This is a genomic window from Kineococcus aurantiacus, from assembly GCF_013409345.1.
GTDB classification, from domain to species: Bacteria; Actinomycetota; Actinomycetes; order Actinomycetales; family Kineococcaceae; genus Kineococcus; species Kineococcus aurantiacus.
The window spans coordinates 243,686-268,773 of sequence record NZ_JACCBB010000001.1 but is presented as its reverse complement, the minus strand read 5'-3'; the positions used below and the strand labels follow the sequence as shown (position 1 = coordinate 268,773).

The window sequence follows — 25,088 nt, the reverse complement described above, 5'->3', positions numbered from 1 at the left end:
GCCCGCAGCGCGGGCGGGTGACGCGGCCGGCCTCCCGCACGTGCGGGAGGCCGGCCGTCGTGCGTTGCCGGGCCGATCAGCTGCGCTTGTACCGCGCGACCCAGTCGATCTCGATGTCGGCCGAGCGGGGCGTGGTGGAGTTCACGCAGGTCCGCCCCGAGGTGCAGTCGTCGTGGACCGCACCCTGCAGGCCCAGCCACATCTTCTCGTCGGGGACCCCGGAGGTGTAGGAGGTGGCCCACGGCTGGCCGTCGAGGGTCCAGGAGATCTTGCCGCGGGACAGCTCGACCCCCACGGTGCGCCAGGTGGTGAAGTCGACGCCGGTGAGGCGCTTGTGGATGCGCTGGTGGTTGCCGTAGGCGTCGTCGTAGTGCAGCGCGCCCAGGGTCTCCTGCTTGTCGCCGCCGCCGTTCTCGGCGATGTCCACCTCCGGGGGCCAGCCGCCGCCCTGCGGGTAGAGCAGGAAGACGTAGCCGAGACCGTCGCCGGCGTCGGCGCGGAAGCGGATGAGCCACTTGCCGTAGGACTGCGACCCGGCGCGGGCGCTGCTGACGCCCCCGGTGCGCCAGCCGCTGCTGGTCTTCTCGGTCTGCAGGACGAGCTTGCCGTTCGTGACGGTGGCCTGCTCTCGGGTCCACCGGGTGCCCCCGGCGCTGGAGGTGCCCTCGTAGCGCGACCACTTGGTCGAGTCGAGGGAGTTGAAGTCGTCCACGAAGGTGCGCGTCCACCCCCCGCCGCTGGCCGGGGGGCGGGTCACGGCGGCTTCGGCGGGGGCGGCGGTGCTGACGGCGAGCGCGGCGGCGACGGCCGCTCCGGCGAGCCCGAGGGGCCAGCGGGAGCGGGGGGCGGGGCAGCGGGGGGGTGCCGTGGTGGACAAGGTTCCTCCTGCGGTCCTCGTGGACCATGGGGTCAAAGGGGGGGAAGGTGCTGCTGATGACTGCGGAGAGTCATCATGGGCGTTACCCAAGCGTGACGAGAAGGCTTCGCGCAAGTCCGTGGCGCGTTCAACTTCCATTGATCATGAAAAAGTGACGGAACGGAAAGTGGGATGACTGTGTGCGGTCAGGTATGGTCGCTGCGTGCTGCGACTAGGCCTGACGGGTGGAATCGGGGCGGGAAAATCCACCGTTTCTCGACTTCTCACCGCTCTGGGCGCGGTCCTCGTGGACGCCGACGTCCTGGCCCGGGAGGTCGTCGCCCGGGGTACCCCTGGTCTGGCCGCGATCACCGTGGAATTTGGCCATGACATTTTGACTACGGAGGGTGATCTCAACCGATCCGCGTTGGCGCAGGTCGTCTTCGGTGATCCGCAACGCCGGGCCGCCCTCGACGCGATCGTGCACCCGCTCGTGGCCGCCCGGCGGGCCGAGCTGGTCGCCGCCGCCCCCGACGACGCCGTGGTGGTCGAGGACGTCCCGCTGCTGGTCGAGACGGGTGCCGCGCCCGGCTACCCGCTCGTGGTCGTGGTCGACGCCGAGGCCGACGAGCGGGTCCGCCGCCTCGTCGCCGAGCGCGGCATGAGCGAGGCCGACGCCCGGGCGCGCCTGGCGGCGCAGGCCACGGACGGTGAGCGGCGCGCCGCCGCCGACGTGCTGCTGCCCAACCCCCGCCGGGCGCCCGGGAGCGCCCCCGACCCGCTGCCGCGGCTGGTCGAGCGGCTCTGGCACGACCGGCTGGTGCCCTTCGAGGCGGGCCTGCGGGCCGGGCGCCCCGGGCCGCTGCCCCCCGGCGCCCCGGGCCCGGGCGAGGCCGAGCGGGCGCGGCGGCGGGTGGCGCGGGCCACCGGCGGCGACGTGCGCCCACGGCCGGGGGACTCCTGGCCGCTGCGGCTCGACGTGGAGCGCGCGCGGCCGCCCGCCGGCGGTGACCTCGACGCCGCGCTGCGGGCCGTCGGGTACGTCCGTGCAGGTCAGGGGTGGTTCGCGAGCGCCGACCCCGGCTGCGCCGTGGTCGTGGAGGAGGTCGACCCGCCGGCGCGGCGGGCTCGTGTCGGAGGTCCGGCCTAACCTCTTGCCCATGCGGCCGACGACAACGATCCAGCGCCGGGTGGCCCCCTTCGAGGTGGTCTCCGAGTTCTCCCCCTCCGGCGACCAGCCCGCCGCCATCGCCGAGCTGGCGAAGCGGGTGGACGCGGGGGAGCAGGACGTCGTCCTGCTGGGCGCCACCGGGACGGGCAAGTCGGCGACGACGGCCTGGCTCATCGAGCAGGTGCAGCGCCCGACGCTGGTGATGGCACCGAACAAGACCCTCGCCGCGCAGCTGGCCAACGAGTTCCGCGAGCTGCTGCCCAACAACGCCGTCGAGTACTTCGTCTCCTACTACGACTACTACCAGCCCGAGGCCTACGTCCCGCAGTCGGACACCTACATCGAGAAGGACTCCTCGATCAACGACGAGGTCGAGCGGCTGCGGCACTCCGCCACGAACTCGCTGCTGACCCGCCGCGACGTCGTCGTGGTGGCGACGGTCTCGTGCATCTACGGCCTGGGCACGCCGCAGGAGTACGTCGACCGGATGGTGACCCTGAAGGTGGGCGACACCATCGAGCGGGACGTCCTGCTGCGCAAGTTCGTCGAGGAGCAGTACACCCGCAACGACCTGGCCTTCACCCGCGGCACGTTCCGCGTGCGCGGCGACACCGTCGAGATCATCCCGCAGTACGAGGAGCACGCGCTGCGCATCGAGTTCTTCGGCGACGAGATCGACAAGCTGTACACGCTGAACCCGCTGACGGGGGAGGTGCTGCGCGAGGAGGAGCTCGTCTACGTCTTCCCCGCCTCGCACTACGTCGCCGGTCCCGAGCGGCTGGAACGGGCCATCGGCACCATCGAGGCCGAGCTGGCCGAGCGCCTCGCCGAGCTGGAGCAGCAGGGCAAGCTGCTCGAGGCGCAGCGCCTGCGCATGCGCACGACGTACGACATCGAGATGCTGCGCCAGGTCGGGTCCTGCTCGGGGGTGGAGAACTACTCCCGGCACCTGGACGGCCGCGCGCCGGGGTCGGCCTCGAACACGCTGCTGGACTACTTCCCCGAGGACTTCCTGCTCGTCATCGACGAGTCGCACGTGACGGTCCCGCAGATCGGAGCCATGTACGAGGGCGACATGTCGCGCAAGCGGACGCTGGTCGACTTCGGGTTCCGCCTGCCCAGCGCCATGGACAACCGGCCGCTGCGGTGGGAGGAGTTCCTCGAGCGCATCGGGCAGACCGTGTACCTGTCGGCGACCCCGGGGGACTACGAGCTCTCGCGCGGCCGGGGCGTGGTCGAGCAGATCATCCGCCCGACGGGCCTGGTCGACCCGGAGGTCGTCGTCAAGCCCACGAAGGGGCAGATCGACGACCTGCTGCACGAGATCTCGCTGCGCACGGCCAAGGACGAGCGCGTGCTGGTGACCACGCTGACCAAGAAGATGGCCGAGGACCTCACCGACTACTTCCTCGACCAGGGGGTGCGGGTGCGGTACCTGCACTCGGAGGTCGACACGCTGCGGCGCGTGGAGCTGCTGCGCGAGCTGCGGCAGGGCGAGTACGACGTCCTCGTCGGCATCAACCTGCTGCGCGAGGGCCTGGACCTGCCCGAGGTCTCCCTCGTGGCGATCCTGGACGCCGACAAGGAGGGGTTCCTGCGCTCGGCGAAGTCGCTCATCCAGACCATCGGCCGCGCCGCCCGCAACGTCTCCGGGCAGGTGCACATGTACGCCGACAGGATCACCCCGTCCATGGCCGAGGCGATCGAGGAGACGAACCGCCGCCGCGCCAAGCAGGTCGCGTACAACACCGAGCGCGGCGTGGACCCGCAGCCGCTGCGCAAGAGGATCGCCGACATCACCGACCTCATCGCCCGCGAGGACGCCGACACGGCCGAGCTGCTGGCCGCGGCCAAGGGCGGCAGCGGGCGGACGCAGTCGCGGGGCAAGGCCCCCACCCCCGCCAAGGGGGCCAAGGGCAAGAACGTGGGGCGCGAGGTCGGTCCCGAGCCGCGCGGGGGCATGCCGCAGGCCGACCTGGCCGACCTCATCCAGGAGCTGACCGACCAGATGCACTCCGCCGCCGCGGAGCTGCAGTTCGAGCTGGCGGCCCGCCTGCGCGACGAGGTCGGGGACCTCAAGAAGGAGCTGCGGGGGATGCGCGCGGCCCAGGGCGCCTGAGGGGCGCCGGGGCCGCGGCTGGCCCGGTGACCCACCGGGCCGGCTGCACGCGCGCGCCGGGGCGGGGGTGCGCTCCGGGCCGGCCGTCCCCTCCTGATCGGCCGGCTCCGCAGCGGTCGTCCCCGCGGGCCGGACCGGTCAGCGCGCCCCGGGCGCGCCCGCGCTGGTGACCAGCCCCGGGACGGGCGGGACGCTGCCGGTGTCGGTCAGGTGCCGCAGCAGCGCGGTGCTGATGACCCGCAGCTGGTCCACCTGCTCGGGTGTGAGCTGGTCGAACAGGGCGTCGCGGACGGTCTCGACGTGCCCGGGGGCGGCGGCGGCCAGCGCGGCGAACCCCTCGTCGGTCAGGACCGCGACGAACCCGCGCCCGTCGGTGGGGCAGGAGTCCCGCCGCACCCAGCCCTTCTCCTCCATGCGGGCCACCGCGTGCGAGACGCGGCTGCGCGAGGACAGCGAGGACTCGGCCAGCTCGCTCATGCGCAGCGACCGCTGCGGCGCCTCGGACAGGCGGACCAGCATCTCGTAGTACGTGAGCACGATCCCGGAGTCGTGGTGCAGCTGCCGGTCGAAGCGGTCCAGCAGCAGCTGGACGGTCGACAGGAACGTGCGCCACGTGACCTGCTCGTCGTCGTCCAGCCAGCGGGGCGCGGCCTGGGCGGACGGGGACCCGTCGTCGACGGGGGACTCTTCGATAACCGTTGCGGGTGGTGCCATGCACTCAGCGTATGCACTGCTCTCAACTACCAGCGTCCGCCGAAAGGTGGACACCTCCTCCGCCGCCCCCGGGACCCCCCGGACGGGGGCCACGGGGCGTCGACGGGGGGTCGCTGCGGACCGCCCGGGGGCGCCCGCAGCCGCGGGGCCGGGCGCGCGGGGGCTCGTGTCGGAGGTGACGCCTAGGGTTGGGGCGTGGCTTCCCGGACCTCCTCCACCTCCAGCAGTGCCCGCTCCGCTCCGCGCACCTCCGCCAGCACCACGGCGCGGGCGGTGACCTCCGCCCGCGTCGCCGAGGACCGGCTCGTCGTGCGCGGGGCCCGCGAGCACAACCTCAAGGACGTCTCGGTCGACCTGCCCCGCGACAGCCTCGTCGTCTTCACCGGCCTGTCCGGGTCGGGCAAGAGCTCGCTGGCCTTCGACACGATCTTCGCCGAGGGCCAGCGCCGCTACGTCGAGTCGCTGTCCGCCTACGCCCGCCAGTTCCTCGGGCAGATGGACAAGCCCGACGTCGACTTCATCGAGGGCCTGTCGCCGGCCGTCTCCATCGACCAGAAGTCCACCTCGCGCAACCCGCGCTCGACCGTGGGGACCATCACCGAGGTCTACGACTACCTGCGCCTGCTGTTCGCCCGCGCCGGCAAGCCGCACTGCCCCGTCTGCGGGGAGCCGGTGGGCCGCCAGACGCCGCAGCAGATCGTCGACCAGCTGCTGGAGATGCCCGACGGCACGCGCTTCCAGGTCCTGGCCCCCGTCGTGCGCGAGCGCAAGGGCGAGTACGCCGAGCTCTTCCGCGAGCTGCAGGCCAAGGGCTTCGCCCGCGCCCGCGTCGACGGCGAGGTCGTGCCGCTGGACAACCCGCCCACGCTGCAGAAGCGGCTCAAGCACACCATCGAGGTCGTCGTGGACCGCCTCGTCGTCAAGGACGGCGTCAAGCGGCGCCTGACCGACTCCGTCGAGACGGCCCTGGTGCTGTCCTCGGGGCTGCTGGTGGCCGACCTCGTCGACGTCGAGGGCCCCGACGGCGAGCGGCGCTTCTCCGAGAAGATGGCCTGCCCCAACGAGCACCCCCTCGAGCTCGACGAGGTCGAACCCCGCTCGTTCTCCTTCAACTCCCCCTTCGGCGCCTGCCCCGAGTGCACCGGCCTGGGCACCCAGATGGAGGTCGACCCCGAGCTGGTCGTCCCCGACGAGGACCTCACCCTGCGCGAGGGGGCCATCGCGCCGTGGACCGCCGGGTCGGCCGACTACTTCCAGCGCCTCGTCGCGGCGCTGGCCGAGGACCTGTCCTTCTCCCTCGACACCCCCTGGCGGGCGCTGCCCAAGCGGGCCAAGGACGCCCTGCTGCACGGCAAGGACCACCAGGTCCACGTCCGCTACAAGAACCGCTGGGGCCGCGAGCGGTCGTACTCCACGGGGTTCGAGGGCGTCATCGAGTTCGTCAAGCGCCGCCACGCCGAGACCGAGTCGGACTCCTCCAAGGAGCGCTACGAGGGGTACATGCGCGAGACGCCGTGCCCGGTGTGCCACGGCGACCGGCTCAAGCCGACGTCGCTGGCGGTCAAGCTCGCCGGCCGGTCGATCTCGGAGATCTGCGCGCTGCCCATCCAGGAGTGCTCGCGCTTCCTGGACACCATGCAGCTGTCCGGGCGGGAGAAGAAGATCGCCGGCCAGGTCCTCAAGGAGATCCAGGCCCGGCTGGGGTTCCTGCTCGACGTGGGGCTGGACTACCTCTCGCTGGCCCGGCCCGCCGGGACGCTGTCCGGCGGTGAGGCCCAGCGCATCCGGCTGGCCACCCAGATCGGCTCGGGGCTGGTCGGTGTCCTGTACGTCCTGGACGAGCCCTCGATCGGCCTGCACCAGCGCGACAACCGCCGGCTCATCGACACCCTGACCCGGCTGCGGGACCTGGGCAACACCCTCATCGTCGTCGAGCACGACGAGGACACCGTCCGCGTCGCCGACTGGATCGTCGACTTCGGCCCCGGCGCCGGGGAGCGCGGCGGGCAGGTCGTCCACTCCGGCGACCTCGCCGGGCTGCTGGAGCACCCGACGTCGCTGACCGGGCAGTACCTGTCGGGCCGTCGCGCCATCGAGGTCCCCGCCACCCGCCGCCCCTCCGACGGGCGCACCCTCGTCGTCAGCGGCGCCCGCGAGCACAACCTCAAGGACGTCACGGTCGAGTTCCCCCTCGGGCAGCTCGTCGCCGTCACCGGGGTCTCCGGGTCGGGCAAGTCGACCCTGGTCAACGACATCCTCTACACGGTGCTGGCGAACAAGCTCAACGGCGCCCGGCGCGTGCCGGGCCGGCACAAGTCGGTCCAGGGCCTGGAGCACCTCGACAAGGTCGTGCACGTCGACCAGAGCCCCATCGGCCGCACGCCCCGGTCCAACCCGGCCACCTACACCGGCGTCTTCGACCACATCCGCAAGCTGTTCGCCTCCGCCCCGGAGTCGAAGCTGCGCGGCTACCAGCCCGGCCGCTTCTCCTTCAACATCAAGGGCGGCCGCTGCGAGGCGTGCGCCGGCGACGGCACCTTGAAGATCGAGATGAACTTCCTGCCCGACGTCTACGTGCCCTGCGAGGTGTGCCACGGCGCGCGGTACAACCGCGAGACCCTCGAGGTGCACTTCAAGGGCAAGACCATCGCCGAGGTCCTCGACATGCCCATCGAGGAGGCCGCCGAGTTCTTCGCCGCCGTCCCGGCGATCTCCCGGTACATGACGACGCTGACCGAGGTCGGCCTCGGGTACGTCCGGCTGGGCCAGCCGGCCACCACCCTCTCCGGCGGTGAGGCGCAGCGCGTCAAGCTCGCCTCGGAGCTGCAGCGCCGCTCCAACGGCCGCACGATCTACGTGCTCGACGAACCGACCACGGGGCTGCACTTCGAGGACATCCGCAAGCTCCTCGGCGTCGTGCAGGGGCTGGTGGACAAGGGCAACAGCGTCCTGGTCATCGAGCACAACCTCGACGTCATCAAGTCCGCCGACTGGATCGTCGACATGGGCCCCGAGGGCGGCAACGGCGGCGGAACCGTGCTGTGCACGGGGACCCCCGAGGAGGTGGCGGCGAACCCGGCCAGCTACACCGGCCAGTTCCTCGCCGAGGTCCTCGACACCCCCGCCGCCGCGGTGGGCAACCGGCGCCGCCGGGCCCGCGCGAGCTGACCGGGAGGTCCCGACCACCGACCCCCGGTGCGCACGTCGCACCGGGGGTCAGCACTCGCCGTGAGCGGCTGGGAACGTTCCGTGTTTCTCCTGGGGAACCCGGTGAAACCGCCGCGCGGGCGCCCCCACGACTGCCACACTCGTCGCGATCACGCACCGGACCCGGGGGGACCAGGTCCGGCGCACCGGGGAGCAGGACGGACGGATCGGACCACCGCGCGCACGGCGCCGGGCCAGCAGCACCGCCGGGGACGTCCCCGGCCCGCGCAGCACCCGCAGGCCGACGGTGGCCACCGAGGTGGGGGAGAGCAGCGCACCATGAGCCAACTCGTGGCCGAGGACGTCACCAGCCGGCACGGCAGCGACGACCCCGTGGTCGTCGTCGGCGCCGGACCCGTCGGCCTCGCGGCCGCCGAACGGCTCCTCGACGGCGGCGCGCAGGTCGTCGTCGTCGACCGGGCCGCCGCCGTCGGCGGGTCCAGCCGGTCCCTGGACCTGTGGGGCCACCGCCTCGACCTCGGCCCCCGCGCCGTCCCGGCCGACGCCCCGGCCGAGGCCCTCACCCGCTGGCTCGACCTCGCCGGCGCGGCCGGCGGGGTCGAGCGGACGCGGGCCGTCCACCGCGCCGTGGTCGGCGGGCGGCTCCTGGACCTCCCGCTGCGCCCCACCGACCTCCTGCCGCCCGGCGGCGCGGTCCGGCGCCTCGCGCGGCACCTGGGCCGGGACCGCACGACCGGGGCCACCCCCGCCCCCGCCTCCGCCTGGGACGTCCTCGTCGCCCGCTACGGCGCCGCCGTAACCCGCGAGGTCTTCGTCCCGGCCAGCCGCAAGCGCTTCGGCGTCCACCCCGGCGAGCTGCCCGCGGCGCTCGCCGACGAGCTGGCGGGCACGCCCCGCCGCCGCGGCGGCCACGGCGAGGTCCTCACCGCGCGCGAGGGCGCCGGAGCCGTGTGGGCCGAGCTCGCCCGCCGCCTCACCGCCCGCGGTGCACGGGTCCTGCTGTCCACCTGCGTCGAGGGGCTGATCACCGACGGCGACCGCGTGAGCGCCGTGCGCCTGCGCGACGGCTACGGCGGCCACGTCCTGCCCGCCCGCGCCGTCGTCGCCGCCGTCCCGGCCACCGGCGTGCGGTCCTGGCTGCCGGGGACGGTCGCCCCCACCGGCCCGGCCGCCACCGGGCGCGACACCCACCTCGTCCACCTCCTGCTGGAGCCCGACCCCCGCACCGGCGGGATCGGGCAGGACGCGCACAGCGTCACGGCCCTCGACGCCTCCCTGCGCGTCGGCCGGCTCACCACCACCCGGCCCTGGCGGCCGGCGACCTCCCGCGACGCCTCCCGCACCGTCGTGTGCGCGCAGTTCTGGAGCTCCGGCGACGACGAGCTGTCGGTGCTGTCCGACGAGGACCTCGCCGCGGCGGCCGTCGCGGAACTGCCCGCCCTCGGCGTCCACCGCGGCGTCCGCGTCCTGGACCACCACGTCCACCGGGTGCCCGGCAGCGTCCCCGCACCGCTGCCCGGGGCCGGCGGCACCGGCGAGGCCGGGCTGGACCGCCTCGGCAACCTGGTCCGGGTCGCCCGGGCGGACCGGCCCGGGCCGCACGGGCCGGCCGGCGCCCTGCTCACCGGCCGCGCGCTCGCCGCGCGGGTGCCGGTCCGCTCCCGCTGAGGAGCCCCGGACCGAGCCCTCAGGAGGGCGCCAGGAGCCGGACGAGGGACTCCACGACCACGCGGCTGGCCGACCCGTCGCCGTAGGGACCAGGCCCCCCGGGCGGCGCGCCGGGGGCACCGGGGTCCCCGGCCGGCGCCGAGCGGACGGCGGCGGCCAGCCCCACCCCGCCGGGCACGAGGACGGCGGACGAGCCCAGCCCCTCGGGACGCTCGGTCGCCGGGCGCACGGCCAGCAGCCGCCGCCCCAGGACGGCCGCGGCCTCCTGGACGTCGCCGGAGTCCGAGACGACCAGCCGCGCGCCGCGCACCAGGGCCAGGAACCGCTCCACGGGCTGCGGGGGCACGAGGGTGAGCCCGCGCAGCAGGTCCCCGGCCCCGCGGTCCCGCACCGCGTCCAGCACCCGCGGACCGGTGTGGACGACGACGGGCACGCCCTCGCCGGCGAGCGCGGACAGCTGGGACAGCACCTGCTCCAGCACGCCCGGCCCCTGCTCCCCGGGGGCGTCGTCCCAGGCCAGCAGGACGTGCCCGGGGGGCGCGCCCAGCTCGGCCAGCACCGCCTCCTGCGCGCCGGCGTCGGGCAGCGAGCGCCGCACCGTCTCGGTCCACGTCGTGCCCGTCCGCAGGATTCGCTCGTCGGCGACCCCCTCGGCGCGCAGGTTGGCCACGGCCGTGGCCGTCGGGGCGCAGCACAACGTCGCCAGCTGGTCCAGCACCACCCGGCGCTGCTCCTGCGGGCTGCGCCGGTCGAAGCTGCGCAGCCCCGCCTCCAGGTGGACCACGGGCACCCCGGCCGTGTGGGCCGCCAGCGCCCCCGCGAGCGCGGCCACCGAGCCACCGCGCACGAGCACGGCACCGGGGCGCGAGGCCGCGAACCGGGCCGTGGACCGGGAGAGCGCGACGTCCAGCCGGTCGGGGGTGCTGCTGCGGACCGCGGTCCCCGCCGCACCGAGCCGGTCCAGGACCTCGCCCAGCGCCGCCTCGTCCTCCAGCCCCGCGAGCACGACCGCCACCGGCCCCGGCGCCCCCTCCCCGACGGGGAAGCCCAGGGGGCGGCGCAGCACCCGCGGGGACCCGCCCGCCGCGGGAGCGGGGACGGGGACGGGGGAGGCGCTGGGCGCGGTCGGCGGGACGGTCGTCGCAGGGGCCACGAGCGGACGGTAGGTCACCACCGGCCGCTCGGGGACCCCCGTGCGGCCGCCGCGGGGCCCGGTTCACACGAGCGCGCGCCCGCCGTCGCGCAGCGTCCCCGGCGTTGACGCACCGTCGCGGCGGGGAGGGGTGGACGGGTCGCGGTGGGACCGCGTCGGACTCGCGACCTAGGCTCGTCCCGTGCCCGACCCCGCCACCTACCGCCCCAAGCCGGGGGAGATCCCCGTCGAACCCGGGGTGTACCGCTTCCGCGACCCGGCCGGTCGCGTCATCTACGTCGGCAAGGCCAAGAGCCTGCGCGCGCGGCTGTCCAACTACTTCCAGGACCTGTCGGCCCTGCACCCGCGCACCATGGCCATGGTCACCACGGCCGCCAGCGTCGAGTGGACGGTCGTCACCACCGAGGTCGAGGCCCTCCAGCTCGAGTACTCCTGGATCAAGGAGTTCGACCCGCGGTTCAACGTCAAGTACCGCGACGACAAGTCCTACCCCTACCTCGCCGTCACCATGGGCGAGGCCGTGCCCCGCGTGCAGGTCCTGCGCGGCGCCAAGCGCAAGGGCACCCGCTACTTCGGCCCGTACACCCACGCCTGGGCCATCCGCGAGACCGTCGACCTCCTGCTGCGCGTCTTCCCCGTGCGCACCTGCTCCACCGGCGTCTACAAGCGCGCCGGCCAGGTCGGCCGGCCCTGCCTGCTGGGCTACATCGACAAGTGCTCCGCCCCCTGCGTCGGCAAGATCTCCGCCGAGGACCACAAGGCCCTCGCCCAGGACTTCTGCGACTTCATGGCCGGCAACACCGCCCGCTTCGTGCGCCGCGCCGAGGCCGAGATGAAGGCCGCCGCCGCCGAGCTCGACTTCGAGCGCGCCGCCCGCCTGCGCGACGACCTCGGCGCGCTCACCAAGGCCCTGGAGAAGTCCGCCGTCGTCCTGCCCGACGCGACCGACGCCGACGTCTTCGCCATCGCCGACGACGAGCTCGAAGCGGCCGTGCAGGTCTTCCACGTCCGCGGCGGCCGCGTGCGCGGCCAGCGCGGCTGGGTCTCCGAGAAGGTCGAGGACGTCGGCACCCCCGAGCTCGTCGAGCAGCTCCTGCTGCAGGTCTACGGCGGGGAGAGCGGCGAGGGCGTCCCCCGCGAGGTCCTCGTCCCGGCCCTGCCCGCCACCGTCGAGGCCGACGTGGAGGACTGGCTCTCGGAGCTGCGCGGGTCCCGCGTCGACCTGCGCGTCCCCCAGCGCGGGGACAAGAAGGCGCTCATGGAGACCGTCCACCGCAACGCCACCCAGGCCCTGGCCCTGCACAAGACCCGCCGCGGCGGCGACCTCACCACCCGCAGCCTGGCCCTCACCGAGCTGCAGGAGGCCCTGGGCCTGGAGGAGGCCCCGCTGCGCATCGAGTGCTACGACGTGTCCCACACCCAGGAGACCAACGTCGTCGCCTCGATGGTCGTCTTCGAGGACGGCCTGCCCAAGAAGTCCGACTACCGCCGCTTCGCCGTGCGCGGCGACGAGGGCGGCCTCGACGACACCCGGGCCATGCGCGAGGTCCTCACCCGCCGCTTCAAGCGGCTGGCCCAGGACGAGGGCGGCCCCGGGCCCACCGCCGGGGTCCTCACCGAGACCGCCGACGGCCTGGAGGTGGAAACCTCCGCCCCGGTCGGCGGGGAGGTCCTGGCCGGCATCGACCCCGGTACCGGCCGGCCCCGCCGCTTCTCCTACGCCCCCAACCTCGTCGTCGTCGACGGCGGCCGCCCCCAGGTCGAGGCCGCCGCCCGGGCCCTGGCCGACGTCGGCGTCGTCGACGTCGCCCTGTGCGGCCTGGCCAAGCGCCTCGAGGAGGTGTGGCTGCCCGGGGAGGACCACCCCGTCGTCCTGCCGCGCACCAGCCAGGGCCTGTTCCTGCTCCAGCGCGTGCGCGACGAGGCCCACCGCTTCGCGATCACGTACCACCGCGCCAAGCGCTCCAAGGCCATGACGACCTCGGCCCTCGACGGCGTCCCCGGCCTCGGCCAGGCCCGCAAGAGCGCCCTGCTCAAGCACTTCGGCTCCGTCAAGCGGCTGCGCGCGGCCACCGCCGAGGAGGTCGCCGCCGTCCCCGGCATGGGCCCGCGGACCGCGGCCGCCGTCGTGGAGGCGCTCGCCGGCGCCGCAGGGGCCGGCGAACCGGCCGTGAACACGGCCACGGGGGAGCTCCTCGACTGAGCCGGCCCACCGGCGGCCACGGCAGGTGACCGCGCGAGCGCGACGCGTACCGGGCTCGGCGCGGGCGACACGCCCGGGGATGACAGGATGGGCGGGTGCAGGAGACGGCGGAGGACGCGGACCCGCAGGGTGGCGCGCGGGGCGGGACCGACAGGCCGCGCCGTCCCGAGCTGCTCATCATCACGGGGATGTCCGGGGCCGGCCGGTCCACGACGGGCAAGGCGCTGGAGGACCTCGGCTGGTTCGTCGTGGACAACCTGCCGCCGCAGATGCTCGAACCCCTCGCCGAACTGGCAGCCCGTGCGGGGCAGGCGATCCCGCGCCTGGCGGTGGTCGTCGACGTCCGCGGCCGCAGCTTCTTCGCCGAGCTCACCGAGGCCCTGGCCGGGCTGGACACCCGCCACGTCTCGCTGCGCGTGCTGTTCCTGGACGCCACCGACGACGTCCTGGTCCGCCGGTTCGAGGGCGTGCGCCGGCCGCACCCGCTGCAGGGGGAGGACCGCATCGTCGACGGCATCGCCCGCGAGCGCACCCTCACCGGGGAGCTGCGGGCGCGCGCCGACGTGGTCGTGGACTCCAGCTCCTTCAACGTCCACCAGCTGGGGTCCCTGGTGGCCTCGCTGTTCGAGGCCGAGCGCGCCGAGGACCTGCGCGTCACCGTGATGAGCTTCGGCTTCAAGTACGGCACCCCCGCCGACGCCGAGCACGTCGCCGACGTGCGGTTCATCCCCAACCCGCACTGGGACCCCGAGCTGCGCCCCCTGACGGGGCAGGACGCCCCGGTGGCCGCGTTCGTCCTCGCGGCCGAGGGCGCCACCCCGTTCCTGGACCGCTACGAGTCGGCCCTGCACCCGGTCTTCGACGGCTACCGGCGCGAGAGCAAGCGCTACGCGACGATCGCGGTGGGCTGCACGGGCGGCAAGCACCGCTCGGTGGCGATGGCCGAGGAGCTCGGCGCCCGGCTGCGCCGGGACGGGCTGACCGTGCGCGTGCTGCACCGCGACCTGGGGCGGGAGTGAGCGCGCGCGTGAACCCGGGCCGTGGTTCCACGCACCCCGCCACGACCAGCTTCCCCACCGGGATGATCCCCACCGTCGGGCCCGTGCCCAGCGCCGGGGCGCTGCCCGCGCCGGGCGGCCCGGGCGCCTCGGCGGCGCCGGCCGTCGTGGCCCTCGGCGGCGGTCACGGCCTCTCGGCGTCCCTGTCGGCGCTGCGCCACCTCACCGACCGCCTCACCGCCGTCGTGACGGTGGCCGACGACGGCGGCTCCTCGGGCCGGTTGCGGCGCGAGCTGGGCGGGCTGCCCCCCGGCGACCTGCGCATGGCCCTGTCGGCCCTGTGCGACGACTCCGAGTGGGGCCGGACCTGGCGCGACGTGCTGCAGCACCGGTTCACCAGCGAAGGGTCCCTGCACCGGCACGCCACCGGGAACCTGCTGATCGCGACCCTGTGGGAGCTGCTCGGCGACGAGGTCGCCGGCCTGGACTGGGTCGGCCGGCTGCTCGGCGCCCGCGGGCGGGTGCTGCCCATGGCCGCGGTCCCGCTGGACATCGAGGCCGACGTGCTGGGCCTGGTCCCCGGGGCCCCCGAGGAGCTGACGTCCGTGCGCGGCCAGGTCGCGGTGGCCTCCACCGAGGGCCGCGTCGCCAACGTGCGCCTGGTGCCGCCGGACCCGCCGGTGCGCCCGGAGGTCGTGGAGGCCGTCGAGGGCGCCGACTGGGTGGTCCTGGGGCCGGGGTCGTGGTTCACCAGCGTGCTGCCGCACCTCATGGTGCCCGGGCTGGCGCGGGCGCTGACCACCACGCGGGCCCGCACCTGCGTCACCCTCAACCTCGCCGTGCAGCCGGGGGAGACCGACGGGTTCAGCGCCGAGGCGCACCTGGAGGTCCTGGCCGCCCACGCCCCCGACCTCGTCGTGGACGCCGTGGTGGCCGACCCGGTGGCCGTCACCGACCTCGGCGCGCTGAGGCGCGTGGCGGAGAGCCTGGGGGCGGACCTGCTGGTGCGCAACGTCTCCGTGGGGGACGGGTCGCCGCGCCACGACGCGCTGCGGCTCGCGGCGGCCTACCGTGACGTGTTCGCGGGCGGTACCTGAGCGTGGACGGGCGGACGCGGGTCGCGTCCGCGGCCGTGGGGTCGAGGATGGCCCAGGACGAGGAGTCGAAGATGGTGTCGGGGGAGGACCGGGCATGGCGATGACGGCGGCGGTCAAGGACGAACTGAGCCGGTTGCCGGTGACGACGACGGCGGCCCGCAAGGCCGAGGTGTCGGTCATGCTCCGCTTCGCCGGGGGGCTGCACATCGTCTCCGGGCGCATCGTCATCGAGGCCGAGCTGGACTCGGCCTCGATCGCGCGGCGGCTGCGGCGGGACATCGCCGACGTCTTCGGGCACCCCAGCGACCTGCTCGTCGTGCAGGCCGGCGGGTTGCGCCGGGCGACCCGGTACGTCCTGCGGGTGGCCCGCGACGGGGAGTCCCTGGCCCGCCAGACCGGTCTGCTGGATGGCCGGGGCCGGCCGGTGCGGGGGCTGCCCCCGCACATCGTGTCCAGCTCCACCCAGATCGCCGAGGCGGCCTGGCGGGGGGCGTTCCTGGCCCGCGGCTCCCTCACCGAACCCGGTCGCTCGGCCGCGCTGGAGGTCACCTGCCCCGGGCCGGAGGCGGCGCTGGCCCTGGTCGGTGCCGCGCGGCGGCTGGACCTGTCGGCCAAGGCCCGCGAGGTCCGCGGGGTCGACCGGGTCGTGCTGCGCGACGGGGACGCGATCTCGGCGCTGCTGACCCGGCTGGGGGCCCACGACGCGATGATGACGTGGGAGGAGCGCCGGATGCGGCGCGAGGTGCGCGCCACCGCCAACCGCCTGGCCAACTTCGACGACGCCAACCTGCGCCGCTCGGCCCGCGCGGCCGTGGCCGCCGGCGCCCGCGTCGAGCGGGCCCTGGAGCTGCTCGGCGACGAGATCCCCGACCACCTGCTGCAGGCCGGCCGGTTGCGCCTGGAGCACAAGCAGGCCAGCCTCGAGGAGCTCGGTCAGCTGGCCGACCCGCCCATGACGAAGGACGCCATCGCGGGGCGGATCCGGCGGCTGCTGGGCATGGCCGACAAGAAAGCGATCGAGCTGGGGGTGCCCGGGACGGAGTCCGGCCTGACGCCCGACATGCTCGACGCGTGAACCCGGCGGGCCCCGCGGCGGGGCCCGCCCGCACCCCGGCTCCGCGTCGACGTGACGCAGGCCATAGGGTCGGACCGACGCCGCGGGGCCCGCGGCGGGTACCCACGGCTCGACGCGGGGTACCGCACCAGTACTGATCACGTACCGGACGCACGAGACGCACCCGGCCCGCCCGGTCACGGGGCGCGTCAAGGATGGAGAGCGCATGACCACTCGGGTCGGCATCAACGGATTCGGTCGCATCGGCCGCAACTTCTTCCGCGCAGCCCTCGCGCAGAACGCGGACCTCGAGGTCGTCGCGGTCAACGACCTCACCGACGCCAAGGCGCTGGCGCACCTGCTCAAGCACGACTCCATCCTCGGCAAGCTCGCCGAGGACGTGCGCGTCGAGGGCGACTCGATCGTCGTCGGGGACAAGACCGTCAAGGTCCTCGCCGACCGCGACCCCGCCAACCTCGGCTGGGGCGACCTCGGCGTCGACGTCGTCGTGGAGTCCACCGGCTTCTTCACCGACGGTGAGAAGGCCAAGGCGCACCTGACGGCCGGCGCGAAGAAGGTCGTCGTCTCGGCGCCCGCGACCAACAACGACGTGACCGTCGTCATGGGGGTCAACGACTCCGACTACGACCCCGCCCAGCACGCGATCATCTCCAACGCGTCCTGCACCACCAACTGCCTGGCCCCGCTGGCCAAGGTCCTGGACGACACCTTCGGCATCGAGCGCGGTCTCATGACCACCGTGCACGCCTACACCGCCGACCAGAACCTGCAGGACGGCCCGCACAAGGACCTGCGTCGCGCCCGCGCCGCGGCCCTGAACATCGTGCCGACCTCCACCGGTGCGGCCAAGGCCATCGGCCTGGTCCTGCCGCAGCTGAAGGGCAAGCTCGACGGGTACGCGCTGCGCGTGCCGGTCCCCACCGGCTCGGCCACCGACCTGACCGTCACCGTGGGGCGCGAGACCACGGTCGAGGAGATCAACGCCGCCTACAAGGCCGCCGCCGAGGGGCCGCTGAAGGGCTACCTGACGTACTCGGACGAGCCGCTGGTCTCCTCCGACATCGTCACCGACCCCTCCTCCTGCATCTACGACTCGGGCCTGACCAAGGTCATCGGCAACCAGGTCAAGGTCGTCGGCTGGTACGACAACGAGTGGGGCTACAGCAACCGCCTCGTGGACCTCGTCACGCTCGTGGGCACCTCGCTCTGAGCCTCTGACAAGATCCGGCCCGGGTCCTCCTCGCAGGAGGGGGCCCGGGCCGTCGTCCGTCCGCCCGCAGCCCGGCGCGGGACCGGGCCCCGCAACGGGCCCGACAGCAGAAGGGAACGTCCGTGAAGACCATCGACGACCTCGAGGCGCAGCTCGGCGGCCTCACCGGCCGCCGCGTCCTCGTCCGCAGCGACCTGAACGTCCCGCTCGACCACTCCGGCGCGGCCCCCGCCATCACCGACGACGGCCGCATCCGCGCCTCGGTGCCGACGCTGCGGCGCCTGCTCGACGCCGGTGCGCGCGTCGTGGTGACCGCGCACCTGGGCCGCCCGAAGGGCGCCCCGGAGGCGAAGTACTCCCTGGCCCCCGTCCACGCGCGGCTGGCCGAGCTGCTGCCGGGCGTGCACGTCGAGTTCAGCCCCGCCACCGTGGGCCCCGAGGCCCGGGCCGCGGTCGCCGCCCTGGAGGACGGGCAGCTGCTGCTGCTGGAGAACATCCGCTTCCACGCGGGGGAGACGAGCAAGGACGACGGCGAGCGCGGGGCGTTCGCCGACGAGCTCGCCGCCCTGGCCGACGGCTTCGTCTCCGACGGCTTCGGCGCCGTGCACCGCAAGCACGCCAGCGTCTTCGACGTCGCCCGGCGGCTGCCGCACGCCGCCGGCGGCCTGGTCGCCGACGAGGTCGCCGTGCTGCGGCGGCTCACCACCGACCCGGCGCGCCCCTACGCGGTCGTCCTGGGCGGTTCGAAGGTCTCCGACAAGCTCGGGGTCATCGACAACCTGCTGGGGTCCCTGCTGACCTCCGGCGACCGGCTGCTCGTGGGCGGCGGGATGGTCTTCACCTTCCTGGCGGCCACGGGTCACGAGGTGGGCAAGAGCCTGCTGGAGGCCGACCAGCTCGACCGCGTCCGGGAGTACCTGCGGGTCGCGCAGGACAAGGGCGTCGAGGTCGTCCTGCCGACCGACGTGGTCGCCGCGACGGCGTTCGCCGCCGACGCCGACCCGCAGGTCGTGCCCGCCGACGCCATCCCCGCCGACCGGCTGGGCCTGGACATCGGCCCCGACTCCGCCACGGCCTTCGCGCGGGCGCTGGCGGACGCGCGCACGGTCTTCTGGAACGGCCCCATGGGCGTGTTCGAGATGGAGCCCTACGCCGGCGGCACCCGCGCCGTCGCGCAGGCGATCGTCGACACCACGGCTGGCTCCGGCGCGTTCAGCGTCGTCGGCGGCGGCGACTCCGCGGCCGCCGTGCGGACCCTGGGCTTCGCCGACTCCGACTTCGGCCACATCTCCACCGGGGGCGGGGCGAGCCTGGAGTACCTCGAGGGCAAGCACCTGCCCGGCCTCGACGTGCTCGACTGACCCCGCGCCGCCCGCCCAGAACGAGAAGGAGGTCCCACGATGCCCCGCACCCCGCTGATCGCCGGGAACTGGAAGATGGTCCTGGACCACCAGCAGGGCACCCTGCTCGTGCAGAAGCTGGACTGGACCCTCAAGGACGCCAAGCACGACTACGCGGCCGTGGAGGTCGCCGTGCTGCCCTCCCACACCAGCCTGCGCACCGTCCAGACGCTCATCGAGGGCGACAGGCTCTCGATCGTCCTGGGCGCGCAGGACGTCTCCGCGCACGAGTCCGGCGCGTACACCGGTGAGGTCTCCGGTGCGCAGCTGGCCAAGCTGGGCGTCACCTACGTCGCGGTCGGGCACTCCGAGCGCCGCCAGTACCACGGTGAGACCGACGAGGTCGTGAACGCCAAGACCAAGCAGGCCCTGGCCCACGGCCTCGTCCCGATCGTCTGCGTCGGTGAGCCGCTGGAGGTGCGCCAGGCCGCGCAGCACGTCGAGTTCACCGTCGGGCAGGTCACGCAGGCCCTGTCGGGGCTGGCCAAGGAGCAGGTGGCCGGGCTCGTCCTGGCCTACGAACCGGTGTGGGCCATCGGCACCGGTGAGGTCGCCACCCCCGAGGACGCCCAGGAGGTCTGCGCCGCGCTGCGCGCCGCGGTGGCCGAGCAGTTCGACGCCGCGACCGCCGAGGCGGTCCGCGTCCTGTACGGCGGCAGCGTCAAACCGGCCAGCATCGCCGCGATCATGCAGCAGGCCGACGTCGACGGCGCCCTCGTGGGCGGCGCGAGCACGGACGCGGGCGACTTCGCCGCGATCGTGAGGTACCGCGACCACCCCGCCCGATGACCTAAGCTGACCCGGTGAGCGTCCTCCGCATCGTGCTGCAGGTGATCCTCGCGATCTCCAGCCTGTTCCTGACCCTGCTGATCCTGCTCCACAAGGGCAAGGGCGGTGGGCTGTCGGACATGTTCGGCGGGGGCGTGACCACCAGCCTGTCCGGGTCCAGCATGGCGGAGCGCAACCTCAACCGGTTCACCGTCACGATCGGCTGCGTCTGGTTCGCGACCGTCGTGCTGCTCGGCCTCGTCGAGCGCTTCACCAACGAGTTCTGAGGAGACGACCGACGTGGCAGGTGGCAACGCCATCCGAGGCAGCAGGGTCGGCGCCGGCCCCATGGGCGAAGCCGAGCGGGGGGACACCGCTCCCCGCATCCGGATCTCCTACTGGTGCGCCAACGGGCACGAGACCAAGCCCAGCTTCGCCGAGGAGTCCGGGGTCGAGCCGCCCGAGACCTGGGACTGCCCGCGGTGCGGGTTCCCGGCGGGCACCGACCGGGCCAACCCGCCCGCCCCGCCGAAGAACGAGCCGTACAAGACGCACCTGGCGTACGTGAAGGAGCGTCGCTCGGACTCCGACGGCGAGGCCATCCTCAACGAGGCGCTCGAGAGCCTGCGCGCCCGCGGCCTCATCCGCTGACCCACCGGTCACCACGCACGCGAAAGCCCCCCGCAGCCGGCTGCGGGGGGCTTTCGCGTGCGTGCGGGGGCTCACAGGTCGGCGGCAGCCGCCTCGTCCACGAGCCACAGCGTCCGCTCGGTCCCGGCCACGCCCGCGGCCGGGGTCTGCGCGACGTCGCCGGCGGCGACACCGCGGGCGACCGCGGCGGCCTTCTCGGCGCCGGAGGCCACCAGCCACACCTCGCGGGCGCGGGCGATGGCCCCGAAGGTGAACGACACCCGCAACGGCGGGGGCTTGGGCGACTCCCGCACCCCCACGACGCTGGAGTCGTCCCGGCCCAGGCCGGGGTGGTGCGGGAACAGCGAGGCGACGTGCCCGTCGGGGCCCATGCCCAGCAGCAGGACGTCGAACTCGGGCGCCTCCGCGCCGGCGCCGAACCGCAGCAGCTCGGCGGCGTAGCGCGCGGCGGCCGTGTCGAGGTCGTCCCCGTCGGGACCGTCGGTCGCCGGCGGGTAGTGCACCGTGGCCAGGTCCAGACCCGGCCCCTCCTGCAGGGCCGTCAGCAGCGCTTCCTGCGCCTGGGTCGCGTTGCGCTCGGGGTCACCGGTCGGCAGGAACCGCTCGTCGGACCACCAGAAGTGCACCCGCCCCCAGTCCACCGCGTCGCGCGCGGGGGAGGACGCCACGGCGGCGAGGGTCTTGCCGCCGATCGTCCCGCCGGTCAGCGACACGTGCGCCACGCCCCGCGCCGCCTGCGCGTCGGCGATGGCCGCCAGCAGGCGGCCCGCCGTGGCCGAGGCCAGCAGGTCCGGGGACGGGTGGCGCACGACGAGGGTGCCCGGGCGCGTCACGCGCTCGTCCCCTTCGCCGCCGCGCGCTTGGCCGTCGTGCGCTTGGCCGTCGCCCGCTGGCGCGGGGCCGGCGGCGTCGTGCCGCCGGTGCCGGTGCTGCCGGGGGTGCTCGTCGCCGCGGCGGCGGCGGCTCGCGCGGGGGCGGCCTTCTTCGCCCTCGCCCGCCGGGGAGCGGCGGCCGTGCCGTGCTCCTCGTTGGCGGGCGTCGTCCCGTCACCGCGCTCGGGCTCGGGCGGCTCGCCCTTCATGCTGCGCGAGACGCGGGCCGAGGCGCGCTCGGCCGCGGCCTGGCGGGCCGCGGCGTTGCGCGTGCCGGACAGCTTCCCGGCGTTCTCGGCGTCGCGCACCGACATGACCTTCTTGCCGACCTGCGGCAGCCCCTCGGCCAGGACCTGCCCGTAGACGTCGTCGGGGTCCAAGCGGCGCAGCTCCTCGGTCAGGCAGTCCTTGACCGGGCGCCGGGCCAGCGACAGGCGCCGGTCCGGCTGCCCCGGCTGGGTGAGGGTGGCGACGTTCTGGTCCGGGCGGATCAGTTCCACCGCACCGGACTTGCGCTCCAGGCGCACGCTCTGCACGCCCGTGCCCTTGCGGGTGCGGGCCCGCACGACCGGGGCCTTGAGCTTGGCCGCCAGCCACGCCGCGAGCAGTTCGGTGCTCGGGCTGTCCGGGGCCCCGGCCACCGTGATGGAGGTGACCGGCTCGTAGGGCGGCTGGTCCAGGGCCGCGGCCAGCAGCGCGCGCCAGTTCGTCAGCCGCGTCCAGGCCAGATCGGTGTCCCCGGCCCGGTACGTCGCCCGGCGCGCCTCCAGCGCCCTGGCGGGGTCGCGCGCCTCGGCCGAGTCGGTGATGCGGCGCTGGGCGATCCGCCCGATGGCGTCGCTGCGCAGGTCCTCGGGGGCCACCCCGGGCCAGTACGCCACGATCGGCGCGTCCGGCAGCAGCAGGGAGACGATGGTCGTCTCGCCGTGCTCCACCAGCGGGCCGTACGCGCGCAGCACGATGACCTCGCTGGCCCCGGCGTCGCCGCCGACGCGGATCTGCGCGTCGAGGCGCGCGGCACCGCGCTTGTTCCCGCGGGCCAGCACGAGCACCCGGCAGGGGTGCTCGCGGCTGGCCTCGTTGGCCGCCGAGATGGCGTCCTCGGCGTGGGCGTCGTCGGTGATGACGACCAGGGTCAGGACCCGGCCGAGCGCCACGGCGCCGCCGGAGTCGCGCAGGTCGACCATGGCCTTGTTGATGGCGCTGGTCGACGTGCTGGGCAGGTCGATGATCATCGCGGGACCTCCTGCGTGCTCTGGGGGGCGGTCGCGGCGCGAATCACGGTCGCCGCCACTGCCGGCCGGACCGTTCGAGCATGGCGTGGGCCGAGGCCGGGCCCCAGTTGCCGGACGCGTACGGCTCGGGCTTGCCGTTCTTGGCCCAGAACGACGTGATCGGGTCCAGGACCTTCCAGGACAGCTCGACCTCGGTGTGGCTGGGGAACAGCGGCGGGTCCCCCAGCAGGACGTCGAGGATGAGCCGCTCGTAGGCCTCGGGGCTGGACTCGGTGAAGGCGTGGCCGTAGCCGAAGTCCATGGTCACGTCGCGCACCTCCATCGCGGTGCCCGGGACCTTGGAGCCGAAGCGCATGGTGATGCCCTCGTCGGGCTGCACCCGGATCACCAGGGCGTTCTGCCCCAGCTCCTCGGTGGCGGTGCTCTCGAACGGCAGGTGCGGGGCGCGCTTGAAGACGACCGCGATCTCCGTGACCCGCCGGCCCAGGCGCTTGCCGGCCCGCAGGTAGAACGGCACGCCCGCCCAGCGGCGCGTGTCGATCTCCAGCTCGATCGCCGCGAACGTCTCGGTCGTGGAGTCGGCCGGGATGCCGTCCTCGTCCAGGTAGCCCTTGACGTACTCCGAACCCTGCCAGCCCGCGGCGTACTGCCCGCGGGCGGTCGAACGCGCGATGTCCTTGGCCGGGCGCACCGCCGAGAGGACCTTGGCCTTCTCGGCGCGCAGGTCCGCCGCGTCGAAGGAGACCGGCTCCTCCATGGCGGTCAGCGCCAGCAGCTGCAGCAGGTGGTTCTGGATGACGTCGCGGGCCGCGCCGATGCCGTCGTAGTACCCCGCGCGACCACCGATGCCGATGTCCTCGGCCATGGTGATCTGCACGTGGTCGACGTGGTTGGCGTTCCACAGCGGCTCGAACATCTGGTTGGCGAAGCGCAGCGCCAGGATGTTCTGGACCGTCTCCTTGCCCAGGTAGTGGTCGATGCGGAACACCGAGTCCGGCGGGAACACGTTCTCCACCACGGCGTTCAGCTCGCGCGCCGACTTCAGGTCGTGCCCGAACGGCTTCTCGATGACGACCCGGCGCCACTGGTCCCCGTGCTGGGCGCTCAGGCCGCTGCGCGCCAGCTGCTTGGCGACCACGGGGAAGAAGCGCGGCGGGATCGACATGTAGAACGCGTGGTTCCCGCCGGTACCGCGGACCCGGTCCAGGTCGGCGACGGTCGAGGCGAGCTGGTCGAACGCCTCGTCGTCGTCGAACTCACCGGGCACGAACCGGAAACCCTCGGCCAGCTGGGCCCACACCGACTCGCGGAACGGGGTGCGGGCGTGCTGCCGGACCGAGTCGTAGACGATCTTGCCGAAGTCCTGGTCCACCCAGTCCCGCCGGGCGAAGCCCGTGAGGGCGAAGCCCGGCGGGAGCAGGCCGCGGTTGGACAGGTCGTAGATGGCCGGCATGAGCTTCTTGCGGGCGAGGTCGCCCGTCACGCCGAACATGACCATGCCGCACGGGCCGGCGATGCGCGGGAGCCGCTTGTCCCGGGGATCGCGCAGCGGGTTCTCTGCGGGCGACACCCGCGCGGGGCTCACTGGGCGTCGACCTGCGTCTTCACGCGCTCCAGTTCGTCGGTGACGGTCTGCAGCAGTTCGACCCAGCTCTTCTCGAACTTGTCCAGGCCCTCGGTCTCCAGCAGCTCCACGACCTCGGTGTAGGAGATCCCCAGGCGCTCCAGGTCGTCCAGGACCTGCTGGGACTCGCCGTAGGAGCCGCGGATGGTGTCCCCGGTGACCTCGGCGTGGTCGACCGTCGCGTCCAGCGTCTTGCCCGGCATGGTGTTCACCGTGTTCGGGGCGACGAGCCCGGTGACGTACAGGGTGTCCGGCAGGTTCGGGTCCTTGACGCCGGTCGAGGCCCACAGCGGCCGCTGCGCCCGCGCGCCGGACTCCTTGAGGACCTGCCAGCGCGGGGTGGAGAAGACCTCCTCGTAGGCCTGGTACGCCAGGCGCGCGTTGGCCAGACCCGCCTTGGAGCGCAGCGCCTTCGCCTCGTCGGTGCCGACCTCGTCGAGGCGCTTGTCGATCTCGGTGTCGACGCGGGAGACGAAGAAGGAGGCGACCGACTCGATCTTGGACAGGTCGTGGCCGTTGACCTTGGCCTGCTCCAGACCCGTCAGGAACGCCTGCATGACGGCGCGGTAGCGGTCCAGGGAGAAGATCAGCGTGACGTTGACGCTGATGCCCTCGGACAGGGCGGTGGAGATGGCGGCCAGACCCTCGACGGTCGCGGGGATCTTGATGTAGAGGTTCTCCTTGCCGACCGCCTTCCACAGCTGGCGGGCCGACTCCTCGGTCGCGGCGGTGTCGCGGGCCAGGCGCGGGTCGACCTCGAGGGAGACGCGGCCGTCGAGGCCGTCGGTGCGGTCGAAGACCGGCTTGAGGATGTCGGCGGCGCGGCGGACGTCCTCGGTCGTGATCTCGAAGACGGCCTTCTCGGTGTCGGCGCCGGCCTTGACGAGCTCGGTGACCTGCTCGGTGTAGCGGTCGCCCTTGGACAGGGCGGTGGCGAAGATCGTGGGGTTGGACGTGACGCCCAGGACGCCGAGGTCGACCAGGCGCTGCAGCTCACCGCCGTCGGTCAGCTCGCGGGACAGGTCGTCCAGCCAGACCGACACGCCGTGGGTGTGCAGGGTCTCGAGGTTGGTGCTCACGGGGTTTCTCCGTTCCGGGGTTCCACT

The 25,088-nt window shown here is 74.1% G+C and carries 20 protein-coding genes; 13 read left to right on the top strand and 7 right to left on the bottom strand.

The window, feature by feature from the left end:
• Nucleotides 1–76: 76 nt before the first annotated feature.
• The gene (locus BJ968_RS25410; RefSeq protein ID WP_179748536.1) at nucleotides 77–877 is read right to left on the bottom strand and encodes a glycoside hydrolase family 16 protein; all 801 of its coding nucleotides are present in this window, start codon (nucleotides 875–877) and stop codon (nucleotides 77–79) included.
• 202 nt (nucleotides 878–1,079) lie between these two features.
• Between BJ968_RS25410 and coaE the strand changes: the two genes are divergently transcribed.
• Together coaE and uvrB are read left to right on the top strand one after the other, a co-directional pair.
• Nucleotides 1,080–2,006, top strand: a complete 927-nt coding sequence (gene coaE / locus BJ968_RS01315) for a dephospho-CoA kinase (protein ID WP_179748534.1) — start codon at nucleotides 1,080–1,082, stop codon at nucleotides 2,004–2,006.
• A gap of 10 nt (nucleotides 2,007–2,016) precedes the next feature.
• Complete coding sequence (uvrB, locus tag BJ968_RS01310) at nucleotides 2,017–4,146, top strand: excinuclease ABC subunit UvrB (RefSeq protein ID WP_179748532.1); 2,130 nt, start codon at nucleotides 2,017–2,019, stop codon at nucleotides 4,144–4,146.
• A 138-nt stretch (nucleotides 4,147–4,284) separates the two neighbouring features.
• On the opposite strand, the gene BJ968_RS01305 is transcribed toward uvrB, so the two are convergent.
• On the bottom strand, nucleotides 4,285–4,860 hold the full coding sequence (locus BJ968_RS01305; RefSeq protein ID WP_179748530.1) for a MarR family winged helix-turn-helix transcriptional regulator: 576 nt from the start codon (nucleotides 4,858–4,860) through the stop codon (nucleotides 4,285–4,287).
• A gap of 273 nt (nucleotides 4,861–5,133) precedes the next feature.
• Here BJ968_RS01305 and uvrA point away from each other — a divergent pair, with 273 nt between their 5' ends.
• The gene (gene uvrA, locus BJ968_RS01300) at nucleotides 5,134–8,028 is read left to right on the top strand and encodes an excinuclease ABC subunit UvrA (RefSeq protein WP_343078217.1); all 2,895 of its coding nucleotides are present in this window, start codon (nucleotides 5,134–5,136) and stop codon (nucleotides 8,026–8,028) included.
• A 318-nt stretch (nucleotides 8,029–8,346) separates the two neighbouring features.
• On the top strand, nucleotides 8,347–9,696 hold the full coding sequence (locus tag BJ968_RS01295) for an FAD-dependent oxidoreductase (protein ID WP_179748526.1): 1,350 nt from the start codon (nucleotides 8,347–8,349) through the stop codon (nucleotides 9,694–9,696).
• 19 nt (nucleotides 9,697–9,715) lie between these two features.
• Here the strand turns inward: BJ968_RS01295 and BJ968_RS01290 are convergent, their stop codons facing one another.
• On the bottom strand, nucleotides 9,716–10,849 hold the full coding sequence (locus tag BJ968_RS01290) for a UDP-N-acetylglucosamine 2-epimerase (protein WP_343077746.1): 1,134 nt from the start codon (nucleotides 10,847–10,849) through the stop codon (nucleotides 9,716–9,718).
• 181 nt (nucleotides 10,850–11,030) lie between these two features.
• On the opposite strand from BJ968_RS01290, the gene uvrC reads away from it, so the two are divergent.
• The 9 genes from uvrC (at nucleotide 11,031) to BJ968_RS01245 (ending at nucleotide 20,251) form a co-directional block, all read left to right on the top strand.
• The gene (uvrC, locus tag BJ968_RS01285) at nucleotides 11,031–13,052 is read left to right on the top strand and encodes an excinuclease ABC subunit UvrC (RefSeq protein ID WP_179748524.1); all 2,022 of its coding nucleotides are present in this window, start codon (nucleotides 11,031–11,033) and stop codon (nucleotides 13,050–13,052) included.
• A gap of 95 nt (nucleotides 13,053–13,147) precedes the next feature.
• Nucleotides 13,148–14,071 (top strand): RNase adapter RapZ, encoded by a 924-nt coding sequence (gene rapZ, locus BJ968_RS01280; protein ID WP_179748522.1) that lies wholly within the window; start codon nucleotides 13,148–13,150, stop codon nucleotides 14,069–14,071.
• A 62-nt stretch (nucleotides 14,072–14,133) separates the two neighbouring features.
• Nucleotides 14,134–15,147, top strand: coding sequence for a gluconeogenesis factor YvcK family protein (locus tag BJ968_RS01275; protein ID WP_179755999.1), 1,014 nt, complete (start codon nucleotides 14,134–14,136; stop codon nucleotides 15,145–15,147).
• Nucleotides 15,148–15,241: 94 nt separating this feature from the next.
• Nucleotides 15,242–16,222, top strand: coding sequence for a DNA-binding protein WhiA (whiA, locus tag BJ968_RS01270; protein WP_179748520.1), 981 nt, complete (start codon nucleotides 15,242–15,244; stop codon nucleotides 16,220–16,222).
• A 205-nt stretch (nucleotides 16,223–16,427) separates the two neighbouring features.
• Nucleotides 16,428–17,432 carry a type I glyceraldehyde-3-phosphate dehydrogenase gene (gap, locus tag BJ968_RS01265; RefSeq protein ID WP_179748518.1) on the top strand — a complete coding sequence of 335 codons (1,005 nt, stop codon included), beginning with the start codon at nucleotides 16,428–16,430 and terminating at the stop codon, nucleotides 17,430–17,432.
• A 122-nt stretch (nucleotides 17,433–17,554) separates the two neighbouring features.
• On the top strand, nucleotides 17,555–18,793 hold the full coding sequence (locus tag BJ968_RS01260; protein WP_179748516.1) for a phosphoglycerate kinase: 1,239 nt from the start codon (nucleotides 17,555–17,557) through the stop codon (nucleotides 18,791–18,793).
• A 39-nt stretch (nucleotides 18,794–18,832) separates the two neighbouring features.
• Entirely contained in the window at nucleotides 18,833–19,621 is a 789-nt protein-coding gene (gene tpiA, locus BJ968_RS01255; RefSeq protein ID WP_179748514.1) for a triose-phosphate isomerase, read from the top strand.
• Between the two features lie 14 nt (nucleotides 19,622–19,635).
• Nucleotides 19,636–19,887, top strand: a complete 252-nt coding sequence (gene secG, locus BJ968_RS01250) for a preprotein translocase subunit SecG (protein ID WP_179748512.1) — start codon at nucleotides 19,636–19,638, stop codon at nucleotides 19,885–19,887.
• A 13-nt stretch (nucleotides 19,888–19,900) separates the two neighbouring features.
• Entirely contained in the window at nucleotides 19,901–20,251 is a 351-nt protein-coding gene (locus BJ968_RS01245; protein ID WP_106206196.1) for an RNA polymerase-binding protein RbpA, read from the top strand.
• Between the two features lie 71 nt (nucleotides 20,252–20,322).
• Here the strand turns inward: BJ968_RS01245 and pgl are convergent, their stop codons facing one another.
• From pgl to tal, 4 genes are read right to left on the bottom strand one after another with little or no spacing between them, the layout of a single operon-like run.
• Complete coding sequence (pgl, locus tag BJ968_RS01240) at nucleotides 20,323–21,084, bottom strand: 6-phosphogluconolactonase (RefSeq protein ID WP_179748510.1); 762 nt, start codon at nucleotides 21,082–21,084, stop codon at nucleotides 20,323–20,325.
• The gene (opcA, locus tag BJ968_RS01235; protein WP_179748508.1) at nucleotides 21,081–22,358 is read right to left on the bottom strand and encodes a glucose-6-phosphate dehydrogenase assembly protein OpcA; all 1,278 of its coding nucleotides are present in this window, start codon (nucleotides 22,356–22,358) and stop codon (nucleotides 21,081–21,083) included. Before opcA ends, pgl begins: the two co-directional genes overlap by 4 nt.
• 43 nt (nucleotides 22,359–22,401) lie before the next feature.
• Nucleotides 22,402–23,943, bottom strand: a complete 1,542-nt coding sequence (zwf, locus tag BJ968_RS01230) for a glucose-6-phosphate dehydrogenase (protein WP_179748506.1) — start codon at nucleotides 23,941–23,943, stop codon at nucleotides 22,402–22,404.
• On the bottom strand, nucleotides 23,940–25,061 hold the full coding sequence (tal, locus tag BJ968_RS01225; protein ID WP_179748504.1) for a transaldolase: 1,122 nt from the start codon (nucleotides 25,059–25,061) through the stop codon (nucleotides 23,940–23,942). The genes zwf and tal overlap by 4 nt, the downstream gene beginning before the upstream one ends.
• Nucleotides 25,062–25,088 lie beyond the last annotated feature (27 nt).